Here is a 15,413-nt window from a genome sequence, read left to right on the forward strand (position 1 = left end):
AAAAATAAAAACTATAAGAATTATAGAAGGAAAAATTATGAACAGAAAATTTAAGATTGGAGCTATATCAGTTATTGCATTAGCTTTGTTAGCAAGTTGTGCTACAGAAAGTAACACTACAGAAACAATTAAAGAAGATGGTAGTACTTTAGTAGTAACTAGAACAGATGAAGTAAAAGAGCCTAGAACTTTTATTCCTGTAGCGATAGAGGATATAGAAAACCAAAACAGTGAAACTGTTGTTACTTATTCTCAAAGACTATTAAATGAAGAAACTACTATGTTAAAGACTGTTGATGTCTATAATGTAGATAATAAGAATTTAAGTTCATGGCAATTCTCAAGTGATGAAGGTGGAACTGATCATGAACAAGCAGCTCCTAATCCATTATCATTTTTAACAGCTGGAATTACATCGGATTTATTAACACAACTTCAACGTGGTATTGATGTTTTAGAATTAGATGTAGATTCAGTAAAAGTTGAAGTTCAAGTAGATTTTAGTTGGAGAGATATGATGACTCCTAATTGGAGAGGTTATACTGACAAAGTTCTAGCTAATATTATTATTGAAAGCAATGAAAATGAAGAAGCTATTGAAGAATTAAAAGAATATGCAATTAATTCTTGGGCTAGTGGAGAAGGATTTAAAAATAGCACATCAGTTGATGCTGATTTTGTAGTAACTAGAGATTATGAAGTTGGACAAACTTCAAATGTTGGTTCAGTTCCTAGTGATATTTCTTTAGATGGAGACTTCACTTTATCTCAAAAAACAGGATCTCCTGATATTAATACATTTGAATTAGGTGAAGATGTTGGTGGTGATATGGATATGGGCTCAATGCCAAGTGAAGTATATTTCTCAGTTGTTGCAACTGCTGTTCCTTATGAAGATGAAAATAGAGAATATATGAACGAAATAACAGTTCGTGCTTTACAAGATAATTATACCGGATGGATTTTATATGCTGATGATAGTTATACATCTAAAGGTGTAGATAAAGCTCCAACTTCATGGGATTATGTTACAGGTGGTACTTCACTTTGCTTAATGTCACAATTATCATTAATGCAAATGATGTTCCCTCAAGTAGATGATTTCAGCATTTCTCACCAATTCTTATATACTCAAGATGATTTTATGAGTGATACTATGAGTGGTAATACTTTAGATAATATTATAACAAGATGTGAAGTTTACACTCAAGCAAGTGATGAAGAAGCAAAAGCTTATTTCTATCAATCATTATCATGTTGTTTTGCAGGTGAAGCTTTCACAGGCGAAACAGAAATGGATACTAATTTATATTTAAACAATTCTATTGTTGAATAATAAAAATAAATAAAATATATTCAGGAAGAAATTATAGAAATTCTTCCTGAGTCAATATATAATAAGAATTAATGGAAGATAAAAGTATGAGAGGTTATTTTGATATGAAAAATTGGACAGGTGCAATGAAAGCTATAAGTCAAATGAATGAGTTATTGTTTTCAAATGGAACACCACATAGATCAAGTGACTGTTTAAACTTTACTCAAGAAAAAACCATTTTAGCTATTTATGATAATCCTTGTAGTTCTCAAAAAGATTTATCACTTTATATGGGTTTAAATAAGGGAGCCATTAGTAAAATCGTTCAATCTCTTGTCGAGTTAGATTTAATTAAACGTGTTAACAAAGAAGGGGATAGAAGAACAATTCTTTTAGATTTAACTGATCAAGGTTATAAAGAAGCAAAAAGAATTGAATATAACTTTTCAACACATATAGAGAAAGTTATTTCTGTATTATCTGAAACCAAACAAAACGAATTATATTTTCATCTAAATAAAATATTAGAATTAGCTGAAGAAATAAAAGAAAAAGAGAATGTTTAGTAACTTAAAATATAATCATACATAGTACTTTCAAAGAAGTTAAAAAGACTATTTAAACTACTTTGAAGGTATTTTTTTTTATTTTAATTGGAATTCCATTTTTGTTACAAAATCTTCTATTTTAGAACAATTCATCTGATCGACGATGTCAAAAGTATAAACATTATCTGTGAAATTAAGTTCAGGATGATTCTTCATTATTTCTCTTTGATGTTCATAAATAGTATCATAAGATCCATAATGATATTCAACTAGAAAATTACCATTTAAAATAGTATTAATAGTACCTTCATTTTCACTAATTTCATTTTTTTTATCAAATAAAGCTCCAAAAACTTTTTTACATCCAAAATAACATACAACTAAAGGATAATAATAAAGATCTTCTGTACCATATGCTGTTTCTTCTCCACCAATTTCTAAGAAGTATCTTTTTTTTCTATACATTATTTTATGTTTATTTTTTTCAACCAACATTAATTCATTATCAACATATTTTATGTTTTTATGAAGTGCGGTATCGAGTTTTACAATTTCTTTCCACTGTTTCATCATTTCTTCTGATTTTTCTATTAACTTTGTTCTAGCTGTTTCAGGAGTTAAATTACTTTCTATATCTTTTATTTCTTCAAGTGAAAAACCACATTTTTTAAGATATAGAATGGTAGATAGTTGTTGTACTTGTTTAAAAGAGTAACTTCTAACTCCAGTAACTGTGTTTCTAAATGAAGGAATTAATAAACCTATTTTATCGTAATAATAAAGTGTTTGAATATTAATATTAAACATAGCTGCTAATTGACCAATACTAAATTTATCTAACATAAAATCCTCTCTTGATTAGAATATATTTTCTATAATAATTCATTAAAAATCAAGTTTTTTTTATTTATTCATTAATTTTAGAAAAAGATAAATAGATAGTAGAGATTAAAATAAGTAAACATCCAATTACGCAATAAATTGGCATTGGTTCTTTAAAGAAAATTACTCCAATGATGACAGCTGTTAATGGTTCAAAAGCCGCAAGTGCTCCACCCATTGGTCCACCAATATATTTAATAGCTTTTGCAAAAGAAAAAACACCGACTCCTTGAGTTATTCCTAATGCCAATCCTCCAATTAATACAAGATTTGAATATGAACCAACTAATTCATTTATATTTAAAATAAAAATACTTTCGAATGTGATGGTTATTAATAATAGTATAGCTCCTATTAATGCGATATAAAAAACAAATATAGTATTATTCAAATCTGTAAAACATTCATCATTAATCATAAATATATAACCTGCATAAAGAAATGCAGAAATGATTGCTAAAATAATTCCAATAGGATTAATATTAGTGTTGCTAGGATTAGATACTAATAATACACCAACAAAAGTACTAACTAGGGCTATTAATAGAGCTTTGGTTAATTTATCTCTTTTTGTTAATACAGAAATAATAGTAACAAGTGCTGGGTATGCAAAGTGTATTACACTTGCTAAACCAGATGGGATTAAAGTGAATGAATAAAAGAGTACTCCTATAGTGGAATAAAATAATATTGAGCTGATAATAAGTTTTTGTAGTTGTTTTTTAGATACTTTGATATTTTTTAAATTATTAGTAAATAATAATACACTGAAATATATTGCTAAGCAAATTATACAACCTACAAAAATGGTCGGTAAAATATTCATTCCACCACTTCTTAAAAAATAAACAAGTGTTGGGTGTGTCCCAAAAATTGTTGCTGATAATATTGCTAATAAAATACCTTTTAGTTCGTTCGTGTTTTTCAAAATCACATATCTCCATCTATAATAATTGATATTGTCTAAAAACTGTTTTTTAGTTTGAGTCATAGGATATTGCCTATAGCTACTATAGGTACAATAGGTTTTTATAAATAAATATCTATTTATATAAAAAGTTATATGTATATTATTTTTTATTTTTGATTTATCGATATAAATATAAATATCATAAGAAAATAAAAAAAAATAAATTTTCTCTTGAACCTATAGTTACAATAGGTTTTATATTGTTTTTAAGGAGAAATTATGGATACTAATTCAAAAATAGGAAAAAAATTATTTGATTTACAAGGTCATAAAACGGATGTTAGAACTGAAGTTATAGCAGGAGCAACAATGTTCTTAACAATGGTTTATGTATTATTCTTACAACCTTTCGCAATAATTGGGCCGACACCAGTTTTTGTAGATATTATGGGTGTTGAAGTTACTAGCACTGCAATATTTATTTTAACTGCTTTAATTACAGGTGTATCAACAATAGTTATGGGGTTATATGCGAATTTCCCTTTTGCACTTTCTACTGCAATGGGAATTAACTTTTTATTAGGTGGAATGCTTCAAGCTGGTCAAATATCTTTTGCAGCAATGATGACAGTTACCTTTATTTCAGGATTAATTTTTATATTATTAACAGTATTTGGCTTAAGAAAATATGTTGTTGAACTTATTCCTAAAGATATTAAAGTTGCTATTGGTGCAGCTATAGGTTTCTTTTTAGCATATTTAGGTTTTTCTAATTCAGGGTTAGCGAACTTTTCAAATGGTATACATATGGGAGATTTTTCTTCACCTACCGTAATTTTAACTTTAATTGGATTATTGTTGATTATATTTTTTGAACATAAGAAAATTAAAGGTGGTATTCTTTTTTCAGTAATTATAGTCACTTTATTAGGTATTCCTTTTGGAATTACAAATACTGTAATTAGTTTTTCTGCTCCTGATTTTTCTTCTGTTAGTAATTTAGTATTTAAATTTAGTTTTACAGAAATAATGAAACCAATGTTTATCACTGTTTTATTTGCAACTTTCTTTGGAGATTTTTTCTCAACACTAGGAACTGTTTTAGGTTTAGGTGGTAGATTAAATTTATTAGATGAAGATGGTAACTTCCCAGGAATTGATAAACCTTTCTTAGTTGATTCATGTTTTACTGCAATTGGTGCCTTATTTGGTTGTACCGTAATTACAACTTTTGTTGAATCTGCAGCAGGTGTTGAATCAGGAGGAAGAACAGGTCTTACTTCAGTTGTTTCAGGAATATTATTTATTGTTGCTATTTTATTAGCACCATTTGTATCAATTATACCAGCAGCTGCAACTGCACCTATCTTAATATATATAGGTTATTTAATGATTTCTGATATTGTTAAAATTGATTTCTCATCAATGGAAACAGCTTTTGGTCCATTTATTACATTAGTATTTACAATATTCTTTGGTGACTTCTCTGCAGGTATTGCAGGTGGGATTATTGCTGAAGTAATTATTAGAATTATTTATGGAAAAGGTAAAGATACAAAAATGGGATTATATATTTTAGCTGCATTATTATTATTATACTTTGTAGTTTAGAGGACAAGAATGAAAGAATTGAACAAAGAAGAGCGCAAAATTTTAGTTGATTGTGCAATGGATAGAGTAGAAAGTGATTTGATTATTACTAATTGTAGAATATTTAATGTATTTACTAAAGAAATCTATCCTGGTGAAATCTACATAAAGAATGGATATATTGCTTATATTGAGCAAAGAGAAGAATATTTTGGAAAGGGTAAATCTATAGACTTTTATAATGCTGATGGGAAAATAGTCGTTCCAGGTTTTATTGATTCTCATATGCACATTGAAAGCAGTATGTTAACACCACAGAATTTTTCTTCTTTAGCAATACCTAGAGGGACCACAACAATAGTTACGGATCCTCATGAAATAGGAAATGTTTTAGGCATGGAAGGTATAGATTATATGATTGAAGCAGGTAAGCATACTTACATGAATCAATATGTATTAGCTCCTTCTTGTGTGCCTAGTGCTCCAGGTTTGGAAAAATCTGGTGCATCTTTTAAGAGTGATGAAATAAAAGAGATATTAAATAAAGAAAATGTTTTAGGTATTGCTGAAGTTATGGATTTTTATGGTGTTATTAATAATAGCCCAAGAATGGTAGACATTTTAGACGTTACTGAAAGAAATAATGGTTTTATGCAAGGCCATTTTTATGGAGATAATCCAAGAGAATTATCTGCATATTTATGTGGTGGACCACAAAGTAATCATGAATTTTTTTCAGGTACAGATGCATTAAATGCTGTTCGTCTAGGGATGATTGCTGATGCTCGAGATAGTTCTTTTGCGAAAAATATAAAAAGTATAATTAATGGATTAAAAGGTGTTGATACTTTTGATAGATTAACGCTTTGTACGGATGATATTGAATCAGAACAGTTAAAAGAAGAAGGTCATTTAAATCAATGCATAAAAAGTGCTATTGAAGCTGGTCTTCCTTTTGGAGATGCAATTAGATCTGTTTCTATTATTCCTGCAAAACATTTTAATTTAAAACATATTGGAGCTATAGCTCCTGGATATGTTGCGAATTTAAATCTTATAGAAGGGGATGAATTATTAGTTAAAGTTAATGAAGTCTTTTTTGAAGGTGAGTTAGTAGCTAAAAATAATAAAATGGTTAAGACTTATCTAAAATTTGATAGTGAAATAGAATGTAGAAATACTATATTTATAGATAACTTTGATTTTGAAAATTTAAGAATAAAAGCGCCAATTAAAAATGGAATGATTAATACTAGAGTAATTGAATATGAAGATTCTCAGAGTTTATTTACTTTAGAAAAAATCTCCAAATTGCCGGTGAAAGATGGCTATCTTAATTTGGAAAATAATAAAGAATTAAACTATATATCTATTATAAATAGGCATAAAGGTTGTGATAATAGTTATACAGGTGTAATAGAGAAATTTCATTTAAACGATGGAGCTTTAGCTGGAACTGTATCACATGATTCCCATAATCTTACTGTAGTTTATACAAATGAAGATGATGCTAAAATTGCAATAAACGAAATTAAGAAAATTAAAGGTGGAATTGTATTTGTAAAGGATGGTGAAATTACAAAAGTAGAGTTACCTATAGCTGGTTTATTAACCAATTTAGAACCTGATGATTTTATTCCTCAAGTAAATGCAATGAAGAGTGTATTAGTTAAAAATGGTGTGGAAAATGATAATCCTATAATGAGATTAGCAACTTCTGCATTACCTGCTGCACCTGTCTTAAAGATTACTGATATGGGGCTTGTAAATGCATTAACTCAGGAATTTGTGCCTTTATTCATTTTATAGTTTATTTTAAGTAAAAATAGATAATCCGCTTTATTTAGTGATTGTCAAATTAAATTAAAGCGTCAAAAGATCCCTAAATTGGGATTTTTTGGCGCTATTTTTTTTATTTTAATAATATAAAAGATTATATTTTGTGTTATGTATGTGTTTTTGTAAGATAATTTGATTACAAATATCATTACTATAGAAATCGTATTTAATTATTTTATAATATATAACATACTAACAATACGAGGGTAAAAAAATATGTCTTTAGTCACAAAAAATGCATTAGGAAAAAGTTTGAAAAAGTTTCTTAGAATTAAAACTCTTGATAAAATAACTATCCAAGAAATTGTTGATGAATGTGGTTTAAATAGGCAATCTTTTTATTATCATTTTTCTAATGTTTATGATTTAGTATCTTATACTTTTGCGAAAGATGTTGAAGATAATTTAGAAGATAAAGTTAATTATGATGATTGGAAAGAAGGATTTTTAGTTGTTCTAAATTATTGTTTAGATAATTCTCTTATTATTTATAATTTATATCATAGTCGTGGTAGATCAATTCTTGAAGAAGGACTTAAAGATTATGTTAATAAATTATTAATTAGAGTCATTGAAGCTGAAATAAATGAGTTAAACATAAAAGTCACAAGTAAAGATAAAAGGTTTATTGCTAATTATAATATGTTTGCATTTGTGGGTGTTGTTATGTTATGGATAGATTCAAATATGGCAGAAAATCCAAAAATTTTGATAGAAAGAATTAGTATATTGATAAAAGGAGATTTTAAAAAAGCTCTTTTAACTTTTTCTTTAGAAAAATAATTATACATTTTAACTAATATGTCAAAATTTTAACCAGTTTTATTTATCTGTGGATTTTTTACAAACAGAAATAAACATATCTTTTGAATAAATCTAATTTTAGGAGAATGATAATGTTTTATAGTAAAGGTAATTTTGAAGCTTTCTCTAACCCTGAGAAACCAGAAAATGTAGATAATAAATCTGCTTATATTGTTGGTGCAGGCCTTGCTTCTCTTTCTGCAGCTTGTTTTTTAATAAGAGATGGACAAATGAAAGGATCAAATATACATATATTTGAAGAAATGGATATTGCAGGTGGAGCTTGTGATGGTATTCATAACAGTGAGAAAGGTTTTGTTATTAGAGGCGGAAGAGAAATGGAAGAACATTTTGAATGCCTATGGGATTTATATCGATCAATACCTTCACTAGAAACTGAAGGAATTTCAGTTTTAGATGAATTTAACAGACTGAATAAAAAAGATCCTAACTTTTCTCTAATGAGAGTTACTGAAAATAGAGGGGAAGATGCCCATACCGATAATAAGTTTGGGCTAAGTCAAAAAGCTTCTAAAGAAATATTGACTTTGTTTTTTACTCCAGAAGAAGAATTAGATGGTAAAGATATAGAAGATTTTTTTAGTGATGAATTTTTCAATTCAAATTTCTGGTTATATTGGAGAACGATGTTTGCTTTTGAACAATGGCACTCTGCAATAGAAATGAAGAGGTATATTCAAAGATTTATACATCATATTGGTGGTCTTCCTGATTTTAAGGCTTTGAAATTTACAAAATATAATCAATACGAATCTTTGATTAAACCTCTTTTGAGTTATTTAGATAAAAATGGCGTTGATTTTCAATATAATGCAACTGTAACTAACGTAATTATTAAAAATGAAAATGGTGAAAGAGTCGCTAAGAAATTTTTATATACACAAAAGAATGAAAAGAAAAAGATTTCTCTAACAAGTAATGATTTGGTTTTTGTAACTAACGGTAGTTGTACTGAAAATGCATCATTAGGTGATCAAAATAGTTCACCAAAATTTGATACAACAATTAAAGGATGTTGGGAGTTATGGGAAAATATAGCAAAACAAGATTCAGATTTTGGGAATCCTAAAACATTTTGTAGTGATACAGAAAAATCTAATTGGGAGTCTTGTACAATAACTACTTTGGATAATAAAATCCCCCCATATATTGAAAAGATATGTAAAAGAGATCCTTTTTCTGGTAAAGTTGTAACAGGCGGGATAATTTCTTGTAAAGATTCTTCATGGTTGATGAGTTATACTCTTAATAGACAACCTCACTTTTCTACACAACCTAAAGAACAATTAGTTGTTTGGGTATATGGATTATTCACAGATGTTCCAGGTGATTATGTTAAAAAACCAATGAGAGATTGTACAGGTGAAGAAATTACAAAAGAGTGGTTATATCACATGGGTGTTCCAATAGAAAAAATTGATGATATGGCTAAAAATAGTGCAAACGCTGTACCTTGTATGATGCCTTATATCACCGCATTTTTCATGCCTAGAAAAGCAGGAGATAGGCCTTTAGTTGTCCCTAAAAACTGTAGAAATTTAGCATTTATTGGTCAATTTGCTGAAACTCCAAGAGATACAGTCTTTACAACAGAATATTCAGTTAGAACCGCAATGGAAGCTGTTTATACTTTATTAGATATTGATAGGGGTGTTCCTGAAGTTTATGGATCTTTATTTGATATAAGAGTTTTATTAGATTCTTCTGTTAAAATGTTAGATGGAGAATCTCCATTAAAAACATTGGATTTGAAATTTAAAGAGAAGGTTGCTCTTAGAAAGGTATTGTCTAAAATTAAGGGAACTGATATTGCAAAGATTTTAGAAGAATATAATATAGTTTAGTTATAAATATAATAAAAAAGTTGTTAAGTCACATTAGAATTATTCTTTTGTGATTTAACAACATCTATTAGACTTATTAAAATATTAATATATAAAACTCTTTAAAACGAAAAAAAATGTTTTGATATTTATATACAAATAAATTTAGAAGTTTTAAAAAATATTGGACTAATTTTTGAATTGAAAGTAAAAGTGTAATAGTACTTTAGACTTTTAATACTCTTATATATTTTTTAGGCTCCCTCAGTTTTGAGAGAGCCTAAATTCTATTTATACATTTTCACAAATTTTAAATAAACATCAAGGTTACACCAATCACAGAAATTAGAGTTCCTAGTATTTCTAAAGCTTTTATATGTTTTTTTAAAAAGATCAATTCATAAATTAAGATAAATATTGGGCTTATTTGTACAATAGCTGTTACTAACCCAATTGGAGCTAAATTGAATGAAGTTAATAATAAACTCATTCCAATTATTGGACCACTAATAGTTGCAATAAAAAGTAAAGATAAATGTTTTTTATTATTAAAGGATTTAAAATCATCAATAAATGTTTTTCTAAAGAAGATAGAGAAAATAGCAGCACCAAGTAATCCTCCAATCATTCTAATAGTATTAGTGCTAATTGGGCCTAGGGTAGAAAGTGCGCTTTTTGCTAATATATTTGAGGTTGCTTGAAAAATTGCTGCTAGTAGTGCAAAAACTATACCTTTAATTTGATTTTTCTTTTTTATTTCATCATTTTCTTTATCTTGATTTAGAATTAAAATTATAATACCACTAATTGTAATAAGAATTGAAATCATTTGAAGGGCTGATAGAGTTTCTGTAAAAAAGAAATATGAAAGAATAGAGTTTAGTATTGGGTTTATTGTCATAATAACCATAGCTTCTCTTGGCCCTATGTTAGTAAATGCCCAAAAAGAAAAAGAGTCGCAGAAAAAATAACCTAATAATCCTGATATTAAAAGTATTAACCAGTTTGAAAGACTAGCCTCTAGAAAGAAATTTCCTTCACTTAATAAAGCTAATACTAAAATAATTGGAACAGCAATCCATAATCTTATATGTACTGTAGCTCTTGTAGATACTTTTTTGCCTAGGTATGAGTATATTATTGAGTTTTCTGCATAGGTTAAAGCAGCAATTATTGCTAAGATTTGACCTAATAATAACGATGAAGCCATTTTTTTTATCCTGTTTGTTTGAATGAATAAAGAATAATTATTATTAATTTAAATTACAATGGCATAAGTAAAAGTATAGTGAAAAGAAATAAAGTTCTATCTAATATATAATGTAAAATCTATTTTGTACCTATTAATAGCTTTGAACTCCCAAGCATTAATCTTTTTGCTTCTTTATTTGTCATAGGACTCCCCTCAGTAGTTGAGATTAATTCAACTTTTTCAAATCCTTTCTCTTTTAATAATGCTAGAAGAATATCACTATCTCCATAATATCTTTTAGAAAATAAGTCATGAATAGCAAAACTGCCACCTTTTTTTAACAAATCAAGAATGTTTACTAGCATTTCTGTTTTATCACCAGGAACATTATGAATTACATAATTAGAAGTTATAAAATCAAAGCTTTCTTTTTTTAAATCTAATTTAGTTATATCGCCTTGTATAAATGTTGTGTTATTAACTTTTTCTTCTTTTGCATTAAAATCACAAATCTGTTTTGAAAATGCTTTATATTCAGTTCCCCATCTATCCATTCCAATTACTATAGCATCTCTATTATTTTTTGCGCATTCTATTGATAATGCGCCACTACCGCATCCAATATCAAGGAGTTTATAATTTTCTCCTAACTTAACATATGAGGCTACAAACTTAATTATTTTCCATGAAGTTGAATTTTTATTATTGTAGTCAAATTCTTTTGACATATAGTAAGTTTTTATAGTAAATATTGCATATATTATTGTAATAAGACTTAAAATGATTCCAATAACCGTATTTATAACTTCTAAAAATAAGATGCTTAATCCAAATAGGAGTATTAATCCTAATAATATTGTATTTAATAACCATTTTGGAATCCAGTTCCCATATTGTGTCATATAGTTGCCTCCTAATAAAGCATAATATTAGTTTAAGCTAACTTATTTAAAAAGTAAAGAAGTCTAATCAATTATTTTTTCTTAGCAACTATAAGGTAGCGGTGCTCAGTTCCTTCTAAATAACCATTTTTTTCAATTTCAAGATTGATTTGATTTAATTCATTAATACTATTTTTGACTGAAAAATCTGGGAATTCCCATTTAATTATTTTTGCAAAATAAATAAATGCTCCAATATCATAAAATCTTATTTTAGGATATTCTTCTTTTTGGCTAATTATATTAAATCCTTTCTTTAATAGACTTGGAACAATATGATTTATATTATTTTTAGGATAAGAAGGTGTAAAATTAGGAAAAAGTTTTTTTGATAAATCATTATTGTTTAGGCCTCCTACTTGTTGAGTAATAAAGATACCATCACTTTTTAATGTTCTATATATTTCGTCGATTGAAAATGACTCATGTCTATTAATTATTATATCAAATTTTTCATTAGGATATTTGATTAGATCATTGTCAGCAATAAATTTAACACCAATACCTAATGGTAATAGTGTTTTCTTACATAACTCATAATTTGGATAATATCCTTCAGTTACAAAAGTATTTTTATATGGATGATTTAGAGATAGAAGGAATTTTCCATCTCCTGTACCTAAGTCTAGCAGGATCATATTTTGCTTTAGGTTTTTTTGAATTATTTTTTTATAGTCCCAGGATAATTTATCACAATCCCATCTATTATCTAAATGAGAAAAGTTCCAACCTGTAAATGGGAATTGTTCTTCACTTAGCCATTTTTTTTTAATTTCCATATATAAATTATAACACAACCTTTAATCTTAAAAATATATTTTTTCTTTGGTGAATTTTAAAACAAAACGATTTGCATAAATTTCAAAATAAATTTAGATAAAAAAAAGCAACCCAATTATTGGATTGCTTTAAGAGCGAAAGACGGGACTTGAACCCGCGACATCCACCTTGGCAAGGTGGAGCTCTACCACTGAGCTACTTTCGCAAAATAAATATGTAGTGCGAGAGGGGGGACTTGAACCCCCACACCTTACGGCACTAGAACCTAAATCTAGCGTGTCTGCCAATTTCACCACTCTCGCAGAATGATTATATATATAAATGAGCCGCAAAGGGTTCGAACCTTTGACCCACAGATTAAGAGTCTGTTGCTCTACCAGCTGAGCTAGCGGCCCATTACGCAACATTAATATTGCGCTCGGAAGGATTCGAACCTTCGACCTGCGGATTCGAAGTCCGACGCTCTATCCAGCTGAGCTACGAACGCCAATGAAATAAACATAAAATTCTGTCTTTTCTTCCTTAAATGCTCATTTTTCTAATGTCTTGTCAATATATATCACTTTTATTGCAAAGTGTCAACAAAGAAAATAAAGTTTTTTTGCTGCAATGTGCAACCAAAATGGATTGTATAATGTGCAACCAAAAAAATATGTCATTTTAGTAGCTTTAATTATTTATATAATAAGGAATAATTATATGTAATAAGAGATAGAAAAAAAATTTTAATTAAATATTTTTTAATATATTTTTATTTTATAGGCCTTATAAATATTCAAATAATATTTGATTTGCCGATACAATATTCATTGGAACTTCAATAAGTTCACCTTTTTCGTCTTGTTGTTGTATTTTTGTATCAGTTACAGAAAAAAGGTAACTCCTATAAATAGCTGGTTTTTCAACTATTCCATTACCTGCATCATTTTGAATTGTAATAAAATACATCTGATTTTGTAACATGGGCATATCAATAAATTGTTTTAATTTTATACTTGAAGTTAATTCATTTCCACTAAGCATAAAAGTCTCGAGTTCTGTAGAAAACATTTCTACTCCGTTTTTTTTAACTATTAATGTTGTCATTCTTTATCTCCTAATATTTATAATGTTGTAATATAATGACCGTTTAATTTACTTGCTGTTAATTGGTTTCCTGTAATTCTATTCCCTGAACTGCTGTATTCGACAATTTGATGGCCTTTAACAGCTTTCATAGGATAACTATATGTTTTTAACCAAATCGCTTCTCCCCCAACTCTATTATTTTGCGAAATTACAAATTGATACCAACCACTGTGGGGTATTGATGCCCCTGTAATATTTTTATTAACTATATCATGGTGGTGAGTATGATATTGTCGATAACAATATGATCGTCCTGAACTTGAAACAGGGTGTGCTCCTGTACTAAAAGAATAACCAGAACTTGAAGATAGAGGTAAAATAGCAATTTCATGTTCAGATCCATTGTTAAACCACCCATCCAAAGAATGGCAATCATACCTTGCTATTACAGTACTTGAGCTTACTGGTTTGTGAATATATTTCACTAAAGATAAAACTTTTGTAGAATTATTTCCAATACTTATATATCCTGTTTGTTTTAAATTATTCTCACTATTTAATTTACTAGCAGTTATTTGATTTCCACTATACCAACTCATAATTATTACCTTTATCCTGCATATACTTTCCCCTTAAAATATCCAGTTGTACTCGATGAATAAATAATAGGAGCTGTTATAACATTTATGTGTGCAGACTGGAATTCTTTCCCTGCTTGTCCAATTACTCTATTTGTTGTTTTTGGAATGATATGTCCAGTTTCAATAGACTCAACTGAACCAGCCACAATAGAATATATACTTAACGAGCTGTATCTAGTATCTTGTATTAATGTGGCAATTTGGCCACTAGTAAGCATTACTTTAATATAAGAACTTGTTATAAATAGCTGGACTATATAGGTATGCACTCCATCAATTAATAAATAATGTTTATTGGCAACATCCGTTAATATTAGCCAGTTATCTCTTAATTCTGTAGCTATAGAGTTATATAACCCTGATACAAAATCTGCTTTATTAACTTTAGTTAAATGAAACGAGGAACTATCAGAATTTATGGAGAGTTCATTTTTATAATAAGTGTTGTTCTTAAAATATTTTTTTGTCCTGCTTGCTTTTCTATATAAAGCATACCCATTAGCGTTTGCTGTTAAGTCTACAGTATACATATAATCGATAAGGTCTATTTTTATTTGTGATCTTTTCCAACTTTCATCAGAAGAACTATAACTACTGGATAAAGAAATAAAAAATCTAAGTGTTATGTCAGAAGTATAAGACCTACAATCTATTTTAACCCAACCACAAAAATTTTCATCTGCTGGGAGAACAGGTGTTATTTCAGTTTGGTTACTCCCATCAACTGAATAATACCAATGAGTCTTGTAATTGCCACAGTCATAAAACGTGATGGTAGTATTAGAATTATCACCAGCAACTGTCTCCTTTGCAAAAAAGATATATACGTAATCAGCATATGCTGGTATAGTTTTAGTGCAAATAGTTTTGGTTGTATTATAATTTTCTGAGCCTGGTCCTGTTTCATATATATAAACATCTTCATGTAATGAATAAAAAGGGTGTTCTTTGCCCAAATTTGATGTTTTGTAAAATTTAACATAATTCACATAGACGTCTTTAGTCCCCCATATGGCACATATAACCCATCTGTAATTGGTCGTTTTAGAAGGTTGA

At 28.2% G+C, this 15,413-nt stretch carries 14 protein-coding genes and 4 tRNA genes; 6 read left to right on the forward strand and 12 right to left on the reverse strand.

Going from position 1 to position 15,413, the window contains the following annotated elements; genetic code table 11:
* Positions 1-37: 37 nt before the first annotated feature.
* Together ACPKM0_RS01005 and ACPKM0_RS01010 are read left to right on the forward strand one after the other, a co-directional pair.
* The gene (locus tag ACPKM0_RS01005; RefSeq protein ID WP_472472936.1) at positions 38-1,336 is read left to right on the forward strand and encodes a hypothetical protein; all 1,299 of its coding nucleotides are present in this window, start codon (positions 38-40) and stop codon (positions 1,334-1,336) included.
* A 71-nt stretch (positions 1,337-1,407) separates the two neighbouring features.
* On the forward strand, positions 1,408-1,884 hold the full coding sequence (locus ACPKM0_RS01010) for a MarR family winged helix-turn-helix transcriptional regulator (RefSeq protein ID WP_472472937.1): 477 nt from the start codon (positions 1,408-1,410) through the stop codon (positions 1,882-1,884).
* Positions 1,885-1,962: 78 nt separating this feature from the next.
* Here ACPKM0_RS01010 and ACPKM0_RS01015 read toward each other — a convergent pair whose 3' ends face one another.
* Together ACPKM0_RS01015 and ACPKM0_RS01020 are read right to left on the reverse strand one after the other, a co-directional pair.
* The gene (locus ACPKM0_RS01015) at positions 1,963-2,709 is read right to left on the reverse strand and encodes a MerR family transcriptional regulator (RefSeq protein WP_472472938.1); all 747 of its coding nucleotides are present in this window, start codon (positions 2,707-2,709) and stop codon (positions 1,963-1,965) included.
* Positions 2,710-2,773: 64 nt separating this feature from the next.
* Positions 2,774-3,676: a DMT family transporter gene (locus tag ACPKM0_RS01020; protein WP_472472939.1), complete on the reverse strand. Its 903-nt coding sequence runs from the start codon at positions 3,674-3,676 to the stop codon at positions 2,774-2,776.
* Between the two features lie 261 nt (positions 3,677-3,937).
* On the opposite strand from ACPKM0_RS01020, the gene ACPKM0_RS01025 reads away from it, so the two are divergent.
* From ACPKM0_RS01025 to ACPKM0_RS01040, 4 genes are all read left to right on the forward strand, one after another.
* On the forward strand, positions 3,938-5,269 hold the full coding sequence (locus tag ACPKM0_RS01025; RefSeq protein WP_472472940.1) for an NCS2 family permease: 1,332 nt from the start codon (positions 3,938-3,940) through the stop codon (positions 5,267-5,269).
* A 9-nt stretch (positions 5,270-5,278) separates the two neighbouring features.
* Complete coding sequence (locus tag ACPKM0_RS01030) at positions 5,279-7,057, forward strand: adenine deaminase (protein WP_472472941.1); 1,779 nt, start codon at positions 5,279-5,281, stop codon at positions 7,055-7,057.
* A 246-nt stretch (positions 7,058-7,303) separates the two neighbouring features.
* Positions 7,304-7,870, forward strand: coding sequence for a TetR/AcrR family transcriptional regulator (locus ACPKM0_RS01035; RefSeq protein WP_472472942.1), 567 nt, complete (start codon positions 7,304-7,306; stop codon positions 7,868-7,870).
* A gap of 113 nt (positions 7,871-7,983) precedes the next feature.
* A complete protein-coding gene (locus ACPKM0_RS01040; RefSeq protein WP_472472943.1) occupies positions 7,984-9,756 on the forward strand; it encodes an oleate hydratase in 1,773 nt (590 codons plus the stop codon).
* 289 nt (positions 9,757-10,045) lie between these two features.
* Here ACPKM0_RS01040 and ACPKM0_RS01045 read toward each other — a convergent pair whose 3' ends face one another.
* From ACPKM0_RS01045 to ACPKM0_RS01090, 10 genes are all read right to left on the reverse strand, one after another.
* Entirely contained in the window at positions 10,046-10,945 is a 900-nt protein-coding gene (locus tag ACPKM0_RS01045; protein WP_472472944.1) for a DMT family transporter, read from the reverse strand.
* 119 nt (positions 10,946-11,064) lie between these two features.
* Positions 11,065-11,829, reverse strand: coding sequence for a class I SAM-dependent methyltransferase (locus ACPKM0_RS01050; protein WP_472472945.1), 765 nt, complete (start codon positions 11,827-11,829; stop codon positions 11,065-11,067).
* A gap of 71 nt (positions 11,830-11,900) precedes the next feature.
* On the reverse strand, positions 11,901-12,647 hold the full coding sequence (locus tag ACPKM0_RS01055) for a class I SAM-dependent methyltransferase (RefSeq protein ID WP_472472946.1): 747 nt from the start codon (positions 12,645-12,647) through the stop codon (positions 11,901-11,903).
* 134 nt (positions 12,648-12,781) lie between these two features.
* Positions 12,782-12,853: transfer RNA gene (locus tag ACPKM0_RS01060), tRNA-Gly, on the reverse strand.
* A gap of 15 nt (positions 12,854-12,868) precedes the next feature.
* Positions 12,869-12,950, reverse strand: a tRNA-Leu gene (locus tag ACPKM0_RS01065).
* A 20-nt stretch (positions 12,951-12,970) separates the two neighbouring features.
* Positions 12,971-13,043, reverse strand: a tRNA-Lys gene (locus tag ACPKM0_RS01070).
* 18 nt (positions 13,044-13,061) lie between these two features.
* Positions 13,062-13,135 (reverse strand) — tRNA-Arg (locus tag ACPKM0_RS01075).
* A gap of 278 nt (positions 13,136-13,413) precedes the next feature.
* Positions 13,414-13,734, reverse strand: a complete 321-nt coding sequence (locus tag ACPKM0_RS01080) for a hypothetical protein (protein ID WP_472472947.1) — start codon at positions 13,732-13,734, stop codon at positions 13,414-13,416.
* 17 nt (positions 13,735-13,751) lie between these two features.
* Entirely contained in the window at positions 13,752-14,315 is a 564-nt protein-coding gene (locus ACPKM0_RS01085; protein WP_472472948.1) for a hypothetical protein, read from the reverse strand.
* Positions 14,316-14,326: 11 nt separating this feature from the next.
* Positions 14,327-15,413 (reverse strand): hypothetical protein (locus tag ACPKM0_RS01090; RefSeq protein ID WP_472472949.1); only part of this gene is annotated, 1,087 nt, incomplete at its 5' end.

The sequence above is a fragment of the Pleomorphochaeta sp. genome, from assembly GCF_050031695.1.
GTDB lineage: Bacteria > Spirochaetota > Spirochaetia > Sphaerochaetales > Sphaerochaetaceae > Pleomorphochaeta.